Genomic DNA, 19,679 nt, shown 5'->3' on the forward strand with positions numbered 1-19,679 from the left:
CCCCGCACGCCAAGAGGCCTGTTATGGAAGACTTCAGCAACGCCTACCCCTCCCATGATCCCGAATGGGTCAAAGACATGCACGCGGACCATTACCTGCAAAGCTGGTCAAAGCAGGGCAGCCGCCCGCGCGTCATAACAGGTGCTCAGGGCAGTTGGTTCTGGGACAGCGACGGCAAACGCTACCTCGATTTTCAAAGCCAGCTGGTGAACGCCAATATGGGTCATCAGCACCCCAAGATCGTACAAGCGATTAAGGATCAGGCGGACAAGCTTTGTTATATCGGCCCGGCCATGGGCTCGGATGTTCGATCAGAACTCGCGGCAATCATGACCGAGATCACACCTGCCAACATCTCATCAACCTTTTTTACAACAGGAGGGTCCGCCGCCAATGAAACCGCGATCCGTTTGGCGCGGCATTACACCGGTCGGACAAAGATCATTGCCCGCTACCGTTCCTACCACGGGGCAACCGGTGGCACGCTATCGCTGACCGGCGACCCGCGCCACCATCTGACCCGCGCCGATATGCCGGGCATCGTGCGGATGCTTGATCCTTACGTCTATCGGTTACCAACAGGCCACAAAGACCCGGCCCAGTGCCCGGTCGCCCAAGGCGGGCCGCATCTGGAAGAAATCCTGATGTATGAAAACCCCAACACCGTGGCCGCTGTCATTCTGGAACCTATTGTCGGCACAAACGGGATCATCGTGCCACCCGACGGATATCTGCAATCTATTAAGGCAACCTGCGAAAAATACGGCATCCTACTGATCGCGGATGAGGTCATGGCCGGGTTTGGCCGGACCGGAAAATGGTTCGCCGTCGATCACTGGGGTGTTCAGCCGGACATCATTTGTTCGGCCAAGGGCATCAACTCGGGCTACGTGCCGCTTGGCACCATGTCCGTCAGTACCGAGCTGCATGACTGGCTGCGCGATTACCCATTGCCCGGAGGCCTGACTTATGCCGGCCATCCGCTGGCATGCGCATCTGGCATTGCCGCGATCCGAGCCATGCAGGAAGAAGGCACGCTGGCCCACGCCAACGCGGTGGGGGAAAAGATGCGCGCAGAGCTGCACAAGCTGGCAAAGAAACACCCCTCGATCGGGGATATTCGCGGCAAGGGCATGTTCAACGGCATCGAACTGGTCAAGAACCGCGACACCCGCGAACCGCTGGTGCCATTTGCCGCCAAAGGTGCGGACGCCAAACCCATGAGCGAGATGATGAGCTTTGCGATGAACGAAGGCCTCTACCTGTCCTTCTTCTCGAACGTGATCCGCCTGACCCCACCGCTCAACATCAGTGAAGACGACCTGATGACAGGGCTGGCGATTCTGGACCGCACCCTCGACATCGCCGACCGGGAGTGTCTCTGAGAACTAGTCGGCGCGAACGATCGCATTTCGGAAATCCAAAGCCATCACATAGCCCTACGCCGCAGCCTCCGCTCGTTGCGAGCGCAATCACAAAATGAACGCTCTGGTCAGACCCTTCTACGCGTTGCTGACCAAGAAGGCTTGCGCGGCCTTCTGGAAGGAAGGCCAGGCAATCACGGCAGCATATCGGATATTCTGCTAAATCCCGCCAGATCGAAACCAAAGGAAATTGGATCGCCGACCCGGTTTACGCTTTCAATACTCAACAGATTGCCAGCGCGCATCTTTGACATCCAGTCCTGAGAAACAGGAGAACGGGCAAAACAACCCTGTGCTTCGCAGGTTAGAAAATCCAGCCGCGCGATCTCGGCATCATCCACTTTAGCAATCAGCCCTTCAGAGAACAGCAGGCCAAATGGCAGTGTCAGCACCGCTTCGATCTCGTCTCTGCCGGCAGGTTTGACGAACGCAATCGAAGCAAGCCTTTGATTATTCTCGGTTAAGATAATGGTCTGGGTCATTTCACAAATCAGTTCAGTTCCGTTGACCTGATTGCTGCAGTTGACCGACCACAATGGCGCTTCGTTTTCCTGTGCGCCAAGTTGAGTTGTCAAACCGAACGACGCCACCAAAGCGTAGATCCAAGTTTTCATACTGCTGTTCCTCATAAACTAGAATTGTATCCCAAGGCCAATGCCAACCTGCAGGGCTTCGGTTGAGTCCCCAAACATATGGTCCAGGCTCAGGTTGATAAAGCTGCTGTCATCCAAAGCAAACAATCCCAACCGCGCGGACACGACGCCGTGGGCGTCACCGATATAGCTGGTATTCACGAACCCTCCGTCGGCGGCGCTGGCCCCACTGAAGCCAGCGGTTACCGACACCGTGTCGTCAGACGAGAGGATGGCACCGGCGCGCAGGCTCGCACGCAGTTTCTGCGAGGCGCTCAGGATCTGCTCGGTCCCGATCTCAATCGACGGCGTCAGCGAATAGATCATCTCGTTGTCGTCCTGCAAGACGATACCTGACAAAGTGGCATCGCCATTGCTTTCCGTCGCCAACCGCGTCGCATCGACGGCCAGTTCGGGGCGCAGATACGCTCCACCAGCGCCAAGTCTTTGATCATACGCCAGGCTGAGCCGCAGGTTCTGGTGGTTCATCTTGTGCTTGATCTCGCTGACACCAACGGTGTCCACAATTGTGCCATTGGGCAAAACGCCCCGGATCCCACCTGCACGGCTTGTATCGTAGTTTGACCAACCTGCCGACAGCATGGCCGCAAACTCCCACGCGCCTGTGTATTTGGTCAGCGATGCACCCAGATTGAACCGATCGCCGGATGCATTGTATTGCGATCCGTTCTGCAGGCTGATCTGGTCGTAGCCCAGGGCAAACCCTGCATACAACTCATCCCCCACCGGTAGACGGACACCCGCCGACCAATTGGTGTTATTGACGTTCAGATCGTTGTAAATCCCGGTCTGCTCGCGGTCGAAGAAATAGCGGCCGCCGGTAAACCAGATACAGTTACGCGGATCATCCCCGGCTTGATAATTGGTGTAGCGTTCGCAGTTTTGCAGCGTATCCGCGAATACCCGCGTGCCAAAATACGCATCCACCGCATCTGCGGCGTAGTCCGCTGTCGACAAGCTCTCAATGGCCGCGATCACATCGGCCTCGGATTGCATGTTCCCGATCAGCGCCAAAAGCTCGCCCTGGTCGGACGTTCCCCGCCCGTTCAGGACATCATTGATATAGTCACCGATCGCGGTCTGGTTGGAGTTCATCCTAGGCGTCGAATAGTCTGGTGTGATCACCAGATCGATCGAACTGCCGTCCGACGTCGCCCCGTTCAAACCAATGGAGTAATCCAGAACCACAGTGTCTTGGATGGTCGTGCCAGCATCTGCGGCCGTTCCATCGGGATTGATGATGACAAGCGGCAATGCGCGTTCGAGCGTGTTCAACCGCGGCACCAATGTACCACCAATGGTGGCATCCCCGGTGACATTGATCAGATCGCTGTCTCCACCCGATATGCCAGTGGTTCGGAAATACACGTCGAACGTTGAAGTCGCAGTGCCGCCAAAGGCCAGACTTCCGGTCACGTTCGTGGTCTGGCTAACATTCTCGGTGAAGGAAAAATCATCCGCTTGAACAGCAGCCGTCAGGCCTCCGTCGACGCCCCAATTTGCGCCCAGAACCAAGTTGCCATCCACCTGCATGAGCCCGGCGTCGCCCAGATTCACGGTATCCAATGCATAGAAGGTTGCACCATCTTCCACGGTCAGGCCATTCGTCCCGTCACCAAGGTTCAGGTTCCCAAGCGCGCGTCCGGACAGCGTGATTTGTTCATTGCCATCGCCGCCGTTCACCAGTTGGTTATTGCCCGCGATCAGCACCGTGTCTTCTGATAGGGTCAGCGTGTTGTCGGTACCTCCTTCGACAATGATCGAGGCAACCGAGATCGCTTGCCCGGTGCCGCCCATGACAACACCATCGAACCCAAGCATAATGGCGTCTGCACCGTCACGGCCTTCGGATTGTGCAAAGACACCAATGCCACCGTCGCCGACCGACATCACATTGCCGGTCAGGGTCATGTCGATAGCACCGCCCGACCCGGCGCCACCTGCGGCACCCCGGAATATGGAGTCGACGATGCCGCCACCGCCACCCAGCGATTGCGCTGCAACACCGATCGCGTTCTCTCCGCTGGTGACTGTGTTACCAGTTTGCGAGAACAGAATGTCCCCGCCGTCCCCGCCATTTGCAGCTGACAGATTTACGGTCACCTGGCTGGGGTCCAGGTCTGTCGTGACAAGACCACCGCCGCCGCCGATGCTCTGGATCACGAACGCATGCGATCCGATACCACTTGTGTTTACGTCACCGGCATTGGTGAAATCGACGTTGCCGCCATCTCCAGTTGAATCGTCCTGCGCCCCGAGGGTCACATCGACGCCTCCAAGACCAGCAACGACAGCTTCACCACCGCCCGCGCCGATGCTTTGAACGCTTTGGCCAAAGGACCGGTCACCGCTGGTGAAGACATCTCCATTCAGATCAAGATCGATATCACCGCCGCTGTTGCGGAAGCTTGGATCGGACCCCAGGATTACCGAAGCAAACCTGTTGGTATCAGCCGTGCCCGTGCTGTTGAGCACCAGCTTACCGCCGCCGCCGCCAATAGATTGCGCCGTACCTGCCGAGGAAAACGCACCATCAGTGCCGACATCGCCAGTCCGGCTGCCGAACACATCGCCACCTGCTGCATCATTCGTATCAATCGCGCCCAGGCGCGCATCAATCTCGATACCGTCGCCATCCTGAAGGCTGATGTTGTTGGCCGATGTGCCACCACCGCCGCCAACACTCTGCAGCATCAGACCTGTCGAGCGGTCACTGGTGGTCGCTATGTTACCGACGTGCGACTGGGCAACCTGGCTGCCCGCCGTGCCCGAAACATCATCACCGCCCAGCGAGATGTCACTGATATAAACAGTGCCGGTTCCACCCGCGCTTGCCGTCGCGGTCGTAAAGTCGACCGATGTTTCGGAGTTGCCGCCGCCGCCATTGACGGATTGTGCGAAGATGGCCTCGCTGCCTGCACCATTCACCAGAATGTCACCGGTTGAATTGACAGTCGCGGTTCCCACCGATCCGGTGGTCCCTTCTCGCGCGCCCAACACATGAGAGATCGTGTAGTCCAGCGCCGAGACCAAGGGCGACGATACCGAATATCCCGCATTACCGCCGCCGCCACCTACGGATTGGGCATAGATACCGAACCCGTTTTCAGCGTTCACGACAATCGTACCGGTATGGTTGACCGTGACATCTCCACCATCCGCACCGTCGCCACCAGAACCGCCAATGGCGATCTTCGAGTATGACTGGCCGGTCATGGTGTTTTTGAGGTCGTTCACATCCATCGCGACGGCCAAACCACCGTTACCGCCGCCCCCACCAACGGATTGCGCGAAGATACCGTAGGCCCCTTCGCCATCAACGCGGATGTCGCCGGTATTGGTGACAACCGAGTTTCCGGCAGCATTGCCACTGCCACCCGAACCACCGATGTTCAACTGCGCGGTCGGAGAGCTGTTGTCCCCAGTCTTTAGCCGCAGCGTCCCAGTAATCGAACTCCCACCGTTGCCGCCGCCGCCACCAACGGATTGAGCAAAGATGCCATGCGCACCTGCACCAATGGTGAGGATCGTGCCCGCATTTGTGACGGCCACGTTGCCTCCGGTTCCACCGGAACCACCCGAGCCACCCAGGCCAAACTGCAACGCCCGCCGAGTGCTCGCCTCGGCCCCGCCATAGCGACCATCAACCGAGATTGTCGATCCGCCATTGCCGCCGCCACCGCCGACAGACTGCGCGAAGATACCGTGGCTTTCCGCTCCGCTGGTCACGATCGTACCATCGGCTTCGTTCACAACAGTGGTTGTACTGCCAGAACCACCGGTGCCGCCGGTGCCACCAATAAGGATCGCGTTTGTCGTAGACCCCTCCGAGGACCGGCCCAGAATAATGTTTCGAACCTGCTGTGCATCACCACCGCCACCGCCGACCGATTGCGCGTAGATACCCACCGACTTGTCGCCCGTGGTCAGGATCACGTCCCGGTTGGTCACAGATACCGCCGCCGACATCGCACCCGAGCCGCCGTTGCCGCCGATGGATAATGTCGCGGTGTTTCCAATCTCTTTACGCAGGCTGATGATGCGGTTTTCCACGACACCACCCATGCCGCCGCCGCCTCCGACGGACTGCGCAAAGATACCATGGGCCATGGTGCCTGCTGTGCTGATTATTCCGTCGCTCACAACGGTCACGATGTCCGAGGTCATACCGTCCCCACCTGTACCGCCTATGTTGATCGATGCTGTGGTGCCGACTGTGGACGGGTTGACCACAGCTTTGATGGTATCGAGGTTCGATTGTCCGGCCTGTACCATGCCGCCAGTTCCGCCTGCGCCACCGATGGATTGCGCCATCAGCCCAATCGAGCGATCTCCGAACGTTGCGATCTGGGCAGTGTTGGTCACGTCCACCGTGCCACCAACGCCTCCGGTGCCGCCGGTACCACCGATGGACAAGGCAATTGACGTGCCCTTGCCAGCCGAGTTGCTGGCCTTACCGCCATTGCCTCCGCCGCCGCCAACGGACTGCGCAAATAAGCCATGTGCGTCATCGCCCTGCGTGACGACGGTGCCCGCCACCACAGAAGTCACATCGCCTGCCGCGCCACCCGTACCGCCTTCAAGCCCGACTGACAGGCTGGCTTTGTTGCCTTTGCTGTCGCCGGATTTCGGGGTGCCGATGCTGACCGAAGTTGATGACGAGTTACCCCCGCCATTGCCGATGGACTGTGCAAAGAAGCCATAAGACCGGTTGCCCGTCGTGCTGATCGCGCCGTTCGAGCTGGCATAGACGTCCCCGCCGCTGCCCCCGGTTCCACCCGTGCGGCCGATCTGGATGTTTACATTGCCGCCATCAACCGACGTCGATGCCGAATTGTAGCCAGCATTGCCGCCGCCGCCGCCAACGGACTGCGCAAACAGACCATGGGAATCTGCGCCCGAGGTCGCGATGTCGCCTGTATTGCGCACATCCACCGAACCACCGATGCCGCCCTCACCCGTGCCGCCGCCAATAGCCAAGCCAAAGCCTTTGTTGGTCGCGTCGGAGGCAAGCTCATAGGTCATGCCGAGGTTCAAGGCGGCGTTGCCGCCGCCACCGCCGATGGATTGCCCAAACACACCGTGGCTGCCATCTTGCAAGGTGACGATATCACCATAGTGATCAACATCGACCTCGCCACCGTCCCCTGCCGTACCTGCATCGCCACCGATGGCAACCACCGCTGACACACCGGTTTTATTGCCAGAGGAATCTGCAGGGTTCACCTTGCCTTCAAGCTCATCCAAAACCGCGTTGTAGTTGGCGATGACCGAGTCATCGACGCCGGTATTGGTCGGTGTCTTACGATCGGATGAATCGCCTGTGCCGCCGTTGCTTTGGTTGCCGGTGGTCTTGCTGATACCCACAACTGCGTTGATCCCCGCATCGCCGCCGCCGCCGCCAATGCTTGACGCCTCGATACCGTGCGATCCAACGCCATCGGTCGTGATTGTCCCCGCAGCAAGGGCCGCTGTGCCACGCGCGACGGTCACGTCACCCGCATCGCCGCCACCGCCGCCAAAGCCGCCGATCCCCATCGCGATAGGTGAGCTGTCCTTGGTACCAACAAAGGTCGCATTAATGCCGCCGGTACCACCGCCGCCGCCGATGCTCTGGGCAAAGATTCCGCGCGCGTGATAGCCATTTGTTGCGATGTTGCCGGTCTGAGTGACCGACACGTCACCCGCATCCGCACCAGTACCTCCGTGGCCGCCAAGGCCGCCCACAATGCTCAGATCCGTTTTGCCGTCCGAGTTGTTGGAGTCGCCATAGTTCAGCTGCCCGGTCACGTTCAAAGCACCGTTGCCACCGCCGCCTGCGATCGACTGGGCCAAAACTCCATGTTTCCAGTTGCCGGCGACTGACACAGTTCCCGCGTGATTGACGCCCACATTGCCCGAGACATTGCCGTCACCGCCAAAGCCTCCGACGCCAAACGTAACCGAAGGGATCTTGCCATCTTTGCTGAGCGCGATTCCACCCGAGACATTCAGACCGCCATTGCCGCCGCCGCCGCCGATGGACTGCGCCAGTAGACCCGCCGAACCGTCAGTATCCGGCTTTTCTTCGTTGAAGACACCCATGTCGATGAACAGGCGTTCCAACCCGAAGTTCGACGCCAATTCCTCGGTCTCATCTACGATCGAGTCGCCCAGGAAATCACGCAGTTTGTCTTCGAAGGTCGTTGTGTTGGGGATCGAGATATCATCCGGGTTCGTTGTAACCGTAATATCCGCTTGCGAGGTGACCGTGACGTCTCCGGCCTGACCGCCATCGCCTGCGAAACCACCGACGCCCACGATCAGAGAGCTGTCGGATACGATCCCGCCTGACACGTTCAGACCACCGTTGCCACCGCCGCCGCCAACGGATTGGGCCAGCAGGCCGGATTGGCCAGTGCCGTGAGCTGTGATCGTACTGCCTGCGCCAATGTTCACATCGACATTTCCGGCGTCTCCACCGCCGCCACCAAAGCCCCCGACGCCCACGACAACCGCGTAGGATTTGCTGCTATCTGTCTGGCCTGCGCCGGGTTTGCCGCTGATCGCGAGGCCGCCCGAGACGTTCGTACCACCGTCACCGCCGCCGCCGCCAAGCGACTGAGCAATGATGCCACTGGCTCCTTTGCTTTCATCAACAGCGAATGTTCCATCCGGTTGCTCGACCATCGGAACGGCCTGCACATTGCCGGTATAGTCCAGATCGACGTCACTTGCGTCACCGCCAGCCCCGCCAAAGCCGCCAACACCCGCTGAAACCGAAAAGATCGTGTCCGACCCCGATGGTTTAGTCAGCGCCAGAGTGCCCGAAATATTCACGCCCCCGGTACCGCCACCGCCACCAAGGCTTTGCGCAAACAGACCATGCGACCCGTCACCCGCCGTCACTACATCGCTTTGAACATCCAACGTGACCGCATCGGCATTGCCACCACCGCCACCGAAGCCACCAAGTCCCAGGGCAACCGCTGCACCGGATTTGCCGGTGAGATTGACAGCGCCAGAAACGTTCAGACCGCCGTTACCGCCGCCGCCGCCGACCGACTGGGCCATGACACCAATACTGTCTACGCCAGTGGTTACCACCGAAGTTGTGCCACTGCTGTCCGTTCTTGAGCGCAATGTGCTGTTCACTTCGCCAGCGTTACCCGCCCCGCCACCGAAGCCGCCAACGCCCAGACTGACCGAGCCGCCATTTTCCTGGCTGATACCCAACGAGGCCGAGATATTAGTGCCGCCGTTGCCACCACCGCCGCCAAGGCTCTGTGTCAGGATCCCGGTGCTGCGATCGCCGGTCGTGGTCACTCCGCCGGTGATTGTCGATTGCACCAACGCTCCGGCATCAGCGCCGCCGCCGCCAAAGCCGCCCACACCGATGCCGACCGCCGCATTGGCTGATCGGGACAGAGACAACGCTGCCGAGATGTTGGTGCCGCCGTTGCCACCACCGCCGCCGAGGCTTTGCGTCAGAATGCCGACCGAGTCATCACCGGTTGTCATGACATCTCCGGTGACCCGCTGCGTGACGTTATCTGCCGCACCACCGTCCCCGCCAAAGCCGCCGACGCCGATCCCCAAACCCCCGGAATAGTTGCTGGCTACAGAAATGGCCCCGGAAATGTTTGTGGCGCCATTGCCGCCACCTCCGCCAAGGCTTTGTGCGATAATACCAGCCGACCGCGGACCCGAGGTGCTCACATTGCCAGAGAACGTGTTGTCGACTACCCCGCTGGTCCCGCCACTGCCGCCGAAGCCGCCCACGCCGATACCTGCCGCACCCGATCCAGTGCGTGCGATGCTCAGAGCGCCCGAAATGTTGACGCCGCCATTACCGCCGCCGCCGCCAACGGATTGGACCAGAACGCCCGTCGCGTTCTCACCACTGGTAGTGACATCGCCGGTGACCGACCCCGTCGCCGCGCTCGCAGCACCGCCATCGCCACCCGAGCCACCGATGCCAACCCCGACGGCGCCGCCTCCGGTGCCCGAGATGTTCACGGCGGCTGATACATTCAGCCCGCCATTGCCACCGCCGCCTGCAGCAGATTGCACCAAGACGCCGCCAGAATTGTCACCGGTAGTGGTAACATTGCCAACGACCGTGCCTTCGGCCGTATCCGCGTCGCCACCGTCGCCACCGCTGCCACCAAGACCGACAGACGCACCGCCGCTGCCGGTTCCGGCAACAGTGACTGTGGCGGAAACATTCATGCCTCCATTGCCACCACCGCCGCCAAGGCTCTGCACGATCACCCCGCCGGATTCATCGCCTTGTGTCGAAACGTTGCCGTTCAATGTGGCTTCAACTGTGCCTCCGTTGCCACCGGTGCCGGACGCGCCGCCAAGGCCTACTGACGCGCCACCTGATCCGGTGCCCGCCGCGGCCACTGCGACCGAGACGTTCATGCCACCATTGCCACCGCCGCCGCCCACAGATTGTGCCAAGAGACCGCTAGAGGTTTCACCTTGCGTGATCAGATTCCCGGTTACATTCGCCGTGACCGCCGAGGCGTCACCGCCGCCAGTTCCACGGCCGCCCAAGCCAACTGCCGCAGCGCCAGAACCCGTACCTGCGCCACCGACGGAAGCAGAAACGTTGAACCCGCCATTGCCGCCGCCGCCGCCGATTGATTGCGCCACAACTGCGCTGGACTGCGCACCTTCGGTTTGAACACTATTGGCAACCGTCAGGCCAACAACACCCCCCGTGCCGCCGCTGCCACCGGACCCACCCAGACCAACGCTGATCGCGCCCGATCCGGTGCCGGCCCCAGCCAAAGCCGGTGAGACATTGAAGCCACCATTACCACCGCCGCCACCAACGGACTGCGTGAGGATACCCACCGAAGCATCCCCTCGGGTTACCACGTTAGCTGTTGTGCTGGCCGTCACCAAACTGCCGTCACCCCCGGCGGACCCTGAGCCGCCCAGACCAACCGAAACTGATCCCGCACCCGTTCCAGCCCCGGACACGGTGGGCGAGACATTGAACCCGCCGTTACCACCGCCACCGCCAAGCGACTGCGCAACAAACCCGCTAGAGGCGAAGCCATCCGTCAGGATGGTGCCATTCGAGGTCAGCGTGACAATGCCGCCATTGCCGCCGGTATCACCTGAACCACCCAGTCCTACACTCACCGCACCACTGGCTGTACCTGCGCCCGACAGAACCGGGGCTACGTTGAACCCACCGTTGCCGCCTCCGCCACCGATGGATTGCGCTACGACGCCCGAGGACTGATCCCCCTGCGTTTCAACCGCATTGTTCGATGTGGCATCGACCGTGCTGCCATCGCCGCCACCGCCGCCGTTGCCACCCAATCCGACCGAGACGCCAGCCCCTGCAGTGCCCGATCCCTGAACCGATGCGCTGACGTTAAACCCGCCGTTACCTCCGCCACCGCCGATGGACTGCGCAAGGAATGCTGTCGCCGAGTCGCCTTGCGTCAGAATTGTCCCACTGGATCGTAGCGTAACCGACCCGCCATTACCGCCACCTGCGCCCGTTCCACCAAGCCCGACGCTGACCGCACCGCTTGCAGTACCTGCACCGGCCCCAGTCCCCGAGATATTAAACCCACCATTGCCGCCACCACCGCCGATGGATTGGGCGACGACGCCTGAAGAACGGTCCCCGACAGTTACAATCGTATTTGTAATCGTCAGATTGACTGTGCCACCCGTCGAGCCCGTACCTGCGTCGCCGCCAAGGCCAACTGAAACTGCACCGCTCGCAACCCCAGCCCCTGCAAGTGACGCGCTAACATTAAAAGCACCATTGCCACCGCCGCCGCCAACGGACTGTGCCAGAACGGCAGTTGAGTCCGCGCCACCGGTGCTTACTGTGCCTGTGACGCGACCGGTCACCGATTGACCGATTCCACCTCCTGAGCCGTCGCCACCAAGGCCTACGGTGACGGCACCGCCACCTGCCCCCGAACCAGCAACACCGGCCGTCACGTTGAAGCCACCATTGCCACCACCGCCGCCGATGGATTGGAAAACTACGCCGCCTGAACCTTCGGACACTGTTGTGACGTTTCCTGCAACCTGGCCTTCAACCACGCCGCCATTGCCGCCTGTATCGCCGTTGCCGCCGAGCCCGACGCCAATTGACCCAGCACCGGCTCCTGCCGCTGCCACTCCGGCGGTGACATTGAAACCACCATTACCACCGCCACCGCCGATGGATTGAATAACGACAGCCGTCGAGCGTGCACCTTCGGTCCGAACGTCGCCGTTGACGCGCACGCCGGTTACCGTACCGCCTATGCCGCCGCTGCCTCCGTCGCCGCCAAGTCCGACTCCAATCGTTCCGGCACCGCCACCGCCGGCCGCCAAGCCAGCAGCGACGCTGAAGCCGCCATTGCCACCGCCACCGCCGATGGATTGAACCACGACCGCACCGGCATCGTCCCCACGGGTTGTAACATCCGCATCAACTTGGGCCGTCACTGTACCGCCCGCACCTCCACCGCCAGCTTTACCGCCGAGGCCTACACTGATGGACCCGGCAGCGCCGCCCGCAATATCGGCACTGGCACCGATGGCATAACCACCATTACCACCGCCGCCGCCAACGGATTGCGCAACGACACCGCTGGAGAATGCGCCACTGGTTTCGATTGAGGTCCCACCGGCACGCAAAGTGACGTTGCCACCGATACCGGCACCTCCACCATCTCCGCCGACACCGACGTTGATCCCGACCGCAGCGCCTCCGCTTGCGCTGATACCGGCCGCGATGCTTCCACCACCATTACCGCCACCGCCACCCACGGATTGGGCGATGATCGCGCTGGAGCTTGTGCCAGTCGTGGTCACGTCAGCATTGGTATAGACCTGAACAAGTCCACCATTGCCCGCACTGCCGGCCTTGCCGCCAATTCCAACTGATACGTTGCCCGAAAATAGTGCCGAGGCGCCACCGGTCGTGGCGACCGCCAATCCACCATTGCCACCACCACCGCCGACGGACTGAAACAGCATACCTGTCGACCGGTTTCCGGTCGTGACGACAGTGCCTTCAAACCCAGCTGCTGTTGCGACGCCACTACCATCGAACTGGCCAACCGTGACCGGACCACCCGTGCCGCCCGTACCACCGTCACCGCCAACCCCAACAGCCAGCGAACCCGATACCGGGCCGCCTGACGCTGCGACAGATACGGCATAGCCACCATTGCCGCCACCACCGCCAACAGATTGCAGCATCACCCCAACCGAGTCGTCACCACCGGTTTGTACAGAAGCTGAACCGCTGCCGCTAAGCGTGACCGTCCCACCGTTGCCACCATTGCCAGCGGACCCACCAACCGAGACCGATGCCGCGCCAAATGCGCCAACCGCAACCGAGACCGCTCCGCCACCGTTGCCGCCACCGCCGCCGACGGATTGTGCAAATACACCTGCCGAGCGCGCGCCCGAAGTCCGGATAGCCGACGGCTGGCTGCCATCGGTGTTGGATAAGGTTACATTGACATTGCCACCGGTCCCTCCGGCCCCGCCATCACCACCGATGGCTACCCCGACAAACGCACCTACCGAACCGGACGAACCACCATTGCCGCCACCGCCACCAATCGACTGGGCCAGAATACCCATCGCATCATCACCCGAAGTGGTGATGATCCCGTCATTCACGATCGTCACAGTGGACCCGCTGCCACCGCCGCTGCCATTGCCACCGACCGAGACCATTCCACCGGACGAGCCACCATCACCGCCACCGCCGCCGATGGATTGCGCGATAATCCCGCGGGCGTTGTCGTCTTCGGTTACAATACGCCCGTAGTTGCTGACGCTCACTGCAGCGCCCGTTCCGCCCCGAGATCCTGTGCCACCAATCGCAACAAGCCCATAGGAGTTTGCACCGGTTCCGCCGCTGCCGCCGATGGATTGCGCCATGACACCGTCAGCCCCAATGCCCGAAGTCAGGATGCTTCCCGAACCTTGCACAGTGACATTCACCGAGTCCCCGCTACCGCCGTTCGAGCCCACGCCACCAAGAGAAAGGGATACCAGACCGCCTGCAGTTCCGCCCGAACCGCCGCCGCCGCCGATGGACTGGGCAACAATACCGCGCGCGAAATCACCTTGTGTTTCAATCGCGCCACCGTGCGAGACGTTAACCCTGCCTCCATTTCCGCCATTATCGGCCCCGCCAATGAGCGAAACCAACAAGTTGCCACTTGTCCCCGCTGACCCCCCCGAACCGCCGATGGATTGGGCGTAAATCCCGTTCGCGTAGTCGCCGGTCGTCAAGATGCTACCGCTTGAGGCCGTGTTTACCGTTACGGTGCCACCGCTACCGCCATAGCCTCCGTTACCGGACGAGCCAACCAGCCCCCATTGTGACCCACCATTACCGCCATTGTTCGACACGCTCAGCGCATAGATGCCATCAGCCGAGTCGCCGGACGTAGAAATGTCACCCCGCTGCGTAACTGTTACATCGCCACCATCTGCCGAGTGGCCACCGGTGCCCCCACCCGGAGCCGCGAAGCCGCTTCCGCCATCACCAGCCTCGCCGCTGCGGCTGAAGGCAAATATACCGTCATAGCCGTCGCCCGATGTCTGGATCGTGCTGCTGGAGGATTGTGTTGCGTTAACCGTGCCGCCTTCCCCGCCGTCGCCGCCATCGCGCCCGTCCCAAAAGCTCAGATACGAGTCGCCGCCCTGACCACCGTCACCGCCAACGCTACCCACTTGCCAACCGACATTGCTGGTTGCGTTGACATTCCCGCTCAGGGTTTGTGTCTGGGTTGGGCCATCGGCACCGTTTCCACCTGAACTTGGTGGCACAACAAGCGCACCATCGCGCCCATTGCTGCCATCTCGCCCGTAAACGACCTGGCTCACACCGTTGGGTCCGGAGACGTTCACCGGCGGGGTGACAGAGCCAGGAGTACCCGAACTGTTGAAGTTGCTGTTGTACTGAGACAGGGTCAGCTGAGTGGACAAGCTGGCCGTTCCGGTCGCACCAGAATTACTGATCTGAGCCGTTGTTCCCGTTATGGATACAATCTCAAATGCCAGTGGGGGATTGTCGGAGTTGTAAATTGTATCGCCGGCATCTTTGACGAGAAACACATAGCCATCCGCCGTCTCAACAAAAGCCGTCGTCCCGGCTGTAGGTGTTGAAGCGGGATCCACGATCAGTGCGGTGACTGTCGTATCCAGACCAGTCACAGGGTTGTTAACAGTGTCTCCAACAATTGAATCTGCGGTCGGCGCGGCAAGCAAAGGTGTTGAATTAAATAGAAAAATAGAAAGCGCAAACAGCAGGTTTGAAAACTTTGACACCTTGAGACCCTACAACCCAATTCACCAGCACAGAAGGCAAAGAAGAGCTGCACCCAAAAGCAACACATTGCTTTTGGGAATTTCCCCATCACCACCTAAAGAAAGATATGCGCAAGTTTAAGGAGAGTGGATTTCTTAAATTTGTCTAAAACTGGATTTGGTTAAAATAGTGCTAAAATGCCACAACCTGGGTTCATCCCTAAGGCTGGATCAGTTCGGCTGAGTTGGTTTAGGTTCACACAACTTTTCGAAAAAATGAAAGAGCACACTATGAAGGCTGTCCTGTTCGAGAAGTTCCAACAAACCCCCAAGGTTGTCACAGTCGACGACCCTGCACCCGATACTCATGGCGTTGTTCTGAAGGTCGAAGCCACCGGCGTTTGTCGTAGCGATTGGCACGGGTGGATGGGGCATGACAGTGATATCGAGCTGCCTCACATACCCGGTCATGAGTTGGCTGGCGTGGTCGAAGCCGTCGGACGGGATGTAAAGAACTGGAAAGTTGGCGACAAGGTAACCGTGCCTTTCGTCTGCGGCTGCGGAACGTGCAGCGAATGTCACGCAGGGCATCAGCAAACCTGTCTGTATCAAGAGCAACCCGGCTTTACCCATTGGGGCAGTTTCGCGGAATATGTACCAATTCATCAGGCTGACCTTAATTTGGTCGCGCTGCCTGAAACCATGGAATTTGCAACCGCCGCCAGCCTTGGCTGCAGGTTTGCCACTTCATTCCGCGCGGTCGTCGATCAAGGAAGGGTCTCGGCCGGTCAATGGGTTGCCGTACATGGCTGCGGTGGGGTCGGTCTGTCAGCCGTTATGATTGCTGCCGCCGTCGGGGCCAATGTCATCGGGGTTGATCTAGACGAAGCCAGACTCGAACTTGCGCAAGAACTGGGTGCAGTTGCGACCATTAACGGTACAGATGCTGATGTTCCCGAAGCGATCCGCGAAATCACCAAAGGCGGCTCCCATGTGTCAATCGACGCTTTGGGTCATCCCGTCACTATGACCAACTCAATCCTCTGCCTGCGTCCGCGCGGCAAGCACATTCAGGTCGGTCTGATGCTGGGTGATCACGCTTCGCCAGCAGTACCCATGCCAAAGATCGTAGGACAAGAGATCGAATTGCTTGGTTCGCACGGGATGCAGGCGCATCGCTATGGCGCGATGCTCGACATGATTAAAAATGGCAAGTTGGATCCGGCCCGGTTGGTGGGGGAAAAAATCAGCCTGGAAGACGCGCCCAAGGCCTTGATAGGGATGGATAAGTTTACCTCAATCGGTGCGACGGTCATCACAAGGTTCTGAGTCACAAACAGGATCCGCCCCGTGCGAAAATGGCGCCACTAAACGGCGATTTAAAAATGCATCACTCAATTGGCAAGTTCTGTTGGTATCGCTGAAAAATGGGCATCGCCTGATCCCAAAAGGTACTTTCGGACCGCCAGGTCGATTGATTTACTCTGTTCTGAATAGACACCGCAGGCAGTGAGCGCTTCACGGGCGGTAATGCGCTCATCAAGCCGTTTCCAGATTGTTTTCGCCGCATAAGGGTGTGGAAACGGCCGCCAAGCCACACCCATTGTCATGCCACGCAAGTATTTTAGCTGTTGGCGATGGGCGGAATAAAGGATGGTCTGCGCAATGCTTCCTTCCTTGCCGCATTCATGTTCGGTGGCGAAGATCCTGTTACCGCGCAGGGCAACCAGCCCTTCGTAGCGCGAAATCTGCCGAACGCTTTTGTCCGGGGACGTGGCGTTTTCGTGCGAGCGGATCGTCACGACGCCATCCACCTCCTTAAGTCGAATCAGAGAACAAAAAATGCGCCCCTGCCAAGACGGGGTGCAAAAGAAAGAATGATAGAAGCCCACATAGCGTCTGAGATTCTTCACCTGATCACTGTACGGCTTAACAAACAAGCTGGCAGGAGTTTCTTTCCGACGGACGATCGAGTCTTTTAATGTTTCTTCAAACTCCGTCCGAGGCGCAAAAAGCTGTGCCTCAGGCAGATCGAAATACCGAGCGATACGGCGTAGGTTGTGGGCAGATGGCAAGCTTTCGCCGTTGAGGTAGCGATTAAACTGCTGCCTGTTCAGGCCGATTTCTCGACAGACTTGCGAGATATTGCCTCGCTCGGCGCACAAAGACCGTAAATTTGCGGAAAAACTTTCGGACATAAGCGTCATTTCTTTCGCGTTTTGACGCTATAATGCTAAAGATTGAATAAAAGCGCGTAAAGTAGCTCAGTTCAATAATTTTCGGAATGCGGGTTGGCTGTACCAAACGCAACAACGGGACCTCGCTCCGAATGTCCACAAAAATCATCGAAAACACCTGGATCCCCCTGCCGGATGGTCGGAAACTGGCTGCACGAATTTGGTTGCCCGAAACCGGGCCGTCACCCGCCATTCTGGAATACCTCCCCTATCGCAAACGGGATGGAACTGCGCCGCGAGATGCAACCACTCATCCAGTATTTGCCGAGGCAGGATACGCCTGCATCCGCGTCGACATTGCCGGGACCGGTGATAGCGAGGGGCAGTTCGACGACGAGTATTCGGAACAGGAACTCCGCGATGGTGAAGCCGTTCTGAGTTGGATCGCCGCACAAAACTGGTGCGACGGAAACATTGGGATGATCGGTATCTCCTGGGGAGGGTTCAATGGGCTGCAGCTGGCCTTTCGCCATCCGCCCGAGCTCAAGGCGGTGGTCAGTGTTGCCTCGACCGTGGATCGGTACGCCGATGACATACACTTCATGGGCGGCTGCCTGTTAAGCGACAATATCAACTGGGGCAGTCAGATGTTCGCCTATTTGACACGGCCCGCAGACCCCGAGCTGCGATCTGATTGGCGAGAAGACTGGCTTGCCCGACTTGAGAATGTACCATTCTCAGCAGCCGATTGGCTGCGTCATCCAACGCGCAGCGCGTTCTGGAAACATGGCTCGGTTTGCGAGGATTGGTCGGCGATTCAAGCTCCGGTTCTTGCGATAACGGGTTGGTCGGATGCATATGTCAACGCTCCGCCAGCGCTGGCAGCAAATCTGGCCGTGCCGTCAAAAGCGCTGATCGGACCGTGGGAGCACCGCTATCCGCATATCTCGAAACTAGAGGCTGGGGATTTCCACTCCGAGGTGATCGGCTGGTTTGATCGCTGGCTGAAGGGGCAGCAGAATGGCGCCGAAGACCTGCCCGCCTACCGAACCTATATGCAGGATCATTTTGGCCCGAGCAAAAAGAACAAACCCAGGCAGGGCCGCTGGATCGCCGAGACAGAATGGCCGTCGCCCAATGTCAGTGATGAAGTCTGGCATTTGGGATTGGGTGGGTTTTCCGACGTCGCCATTACGGCCGAGACAACCGTATCGAATCCGGCCCATATCGGACAGGCTGGCGGGTATTTCTGCCCGGGCATGCGGATCGACAATGAGTTGGCCGAAGATCAGGCAGCCGATGACGCACTGTCGCTTTGTTTCGATACGGCACCGCTGGACAAGCCGCTTGAACTGCTTGGACGGGCGCGACTGAAACTGTCCTTCACCGTGGACAGACCGGTAGCCCAACTGATTGCGCGATTGTGTGATGTCGCCCCGGATGGGGTTTCTCAGCGGATCACCTATCGGGCGCTGAACCTGACGCACTACAAGAGCCACGAGACCCCTGAAGCGTTGATTCCCGGTCAGGTCTACAGTGCGGAAATTGCACTAAATGAGTGCGCGCATCGCGTGAAACCCGGTCAAATCCTGCGTCTTGCGCTGTCTACCTCTTACTGGCCAATCGTTTGGCCCGCGCCAGAAGCAGCAGAGGTGACGTTGCAACTGCAAGGTTCGGCGCTGTATTTGCCGGTTCGGACGATGTCTGAGGAAGCTGATCCTGCACATCCCGGACCAGCGCAGGATTATCCGACGTTGCAAAGCACCGAGCTGCGCGCGCCGTCGGGCCGATCCGAACGGCGCATCGAAGCGGACGGAACCGTCATACTTGAGACATTCGACGACTACGGCAAAGCACAGGACCCCGGCCACGGCCTGATCGTCGGAAGCCACGTCGCCATGCGCTATGCGATCCATCCTGATGACCCAGCGACCGCGCAATTCACGGCGGGCTGGCGTTTCACGTTCGAGAGGGACGAATGGCAGGTCGAGATCAGCACCGAAAACGCGATGACCTGTGACGTCGAGAATTTCTATCTGCATCGAAAACTGCGCGCCACCGAAGGCGCGGACAAAACAGAAGTTCTGACAAAGGAATGGAACGAAACCATCCCGCGCAGGCTTCTGTAAACGATCTGACCC

6 protein-coding genes are annotated in these 19,679 nt (G+C 59.6%); 3 read left to right on the forward strand and 3 right to left on the reverse strand.

All coding sequences use genetic code 11. The features are described from left to right. Positions 1 to 23: 23 nt before the first annotated feature. A complete protein-coding gene (locus I5192_RS21385) occupies positions 24 to 1,385 on the forward strand; it encodes an aminotransferase class III-fold pyridoxal phosphate-dependent enzyme (RefSeq protein WP_255612223.1) in 1,362 nt (453 codons plus the stop codon). Positions 1,386 to 1,558: 173 nt separating this feature from the next. Here I5192_RS21385 and I5192_RS21390 read toward each other — a convergent pair whose 3' ends face one another. Both I5192_RS21390 and I5192_RS21395 read right to left on the reverse strand, forming a co-directional pair. Then, positions 1,559 to 2,038: an invasion associated locus B family protein gene (locus tag I5192_RS21390; RefSeq protein ID WP_170407630.1), complete on the reverse strand. Its 480-nt coding sequence runs from the start codon at positions 2,036 to 2,038 to the stop codon at positions 1,559 to 1,561. Positions 2,039 to 2,056: 18 nt separating this feature from the next. Then, entirely contained in the window at positions 2,057 to 15,268 is a 13,212-nt protein-coding gene (locus I5192_RS21395) for an autotransporter outer membrane beta-barrel domain-containing protein (protein ID WP_223118512.1), read from the reverse strand. 384 nt (positions 15,269 to 15,652) lie between these two features. Here I5192_RS21395 and I5192_RS21400 point away from each other — a divergent pair, with 384 nt between their 5' ends. Then, positions 15,653 to 16,690 (forward strand): zinc-dependent alcohol dehydrogenase family protein, encoded by a 1,038-nt coding sequence (locus I5192_RS21400; RefSeq protein ID WP_223118673.1) that lies wholly within the window; start codon positions 15,653 to 15,655, stop codon positions 16,688 to 16,690. Positions 16,691 to 16,755: 65 nt separating this feature from the next. On the opposite strand, the gene I5192_RS21405 is transcribed toward I5192_RS21400, so the two are convergent. Further along, entirely contained in the window at positions 16,756 to 17,559 is an 804-nt protein-coding gene (locus tag I5192_RS21405) for a helix-turn-helix transcriptional regulator (protein ID WP_170422944.1), read from the reverse strand. A 131-nt stretch (positions 17,560 to 17,690) separates the two neighbouring features. Here I5192_RS21405 and I5192_RS21410 point away from each other — a divergent pair, with 131 nt between their 5' ends. Further along, positions 17,691 to 19,667 carry a CocE/NonD family hydrolase gene (locus tag I5192_RS21410; protein WP_255612224.1) on the forward strand — a complete coding sequence of 659 codons (1,977 nt, stop codon included), beginning with the start codon at positions 17,691 to 17,693 and terminating at the stop codon, positions 19,665 to 19,667. Positions 19,668 to 19,679: the final 12 nt, after the last annotated feature.

Source organism: Ruegeria sp. SCSIO 43209, from assembly GCF_019904295.1.
GTDB lineage: Bacteria > Pseudomonadota > Alphaproteobacteria > Rhodobacterales > Rhodobacteraceae > Ruegeria.

Coding starts and splice junctions, on each gene's coding strand:
- I5192_RS21410 (WP_255612224.1), top strand. CDS start 17,691: ATGTCCACAAAAATCATCGAAAACACCTGGATCCCCCTGCCGGATGGT.
- I5192_RS21400 (WP_223118673.1), top strand. CDS start 15,653: ATGAAGGCTGTCCTGTTCGAGAAGTTCCAACAAACCCCCAAGGTTGTC.
- I5192_RS21385 (WP_255612223.1), top strand. CDS start 24: ATGGAAGACTTCAGCAACGCCTACCCCTCCCATGATCCCGAATGGGTC.
- I5192_RS21405 (WP_170422944.1), bottom strand. CDS start 17,559: ATGTCCGAAAGTTTTTCCGCAAATTTACGGTCTTTGTGCGCCGAGCGA.
- I5192_RS21390 (WP_170407630.1), bottom strand. CDS start 2,038: ATGAAAACTTGGATCTACGCTTTGGTGGCGTCGTTCGGTTTGACAACT.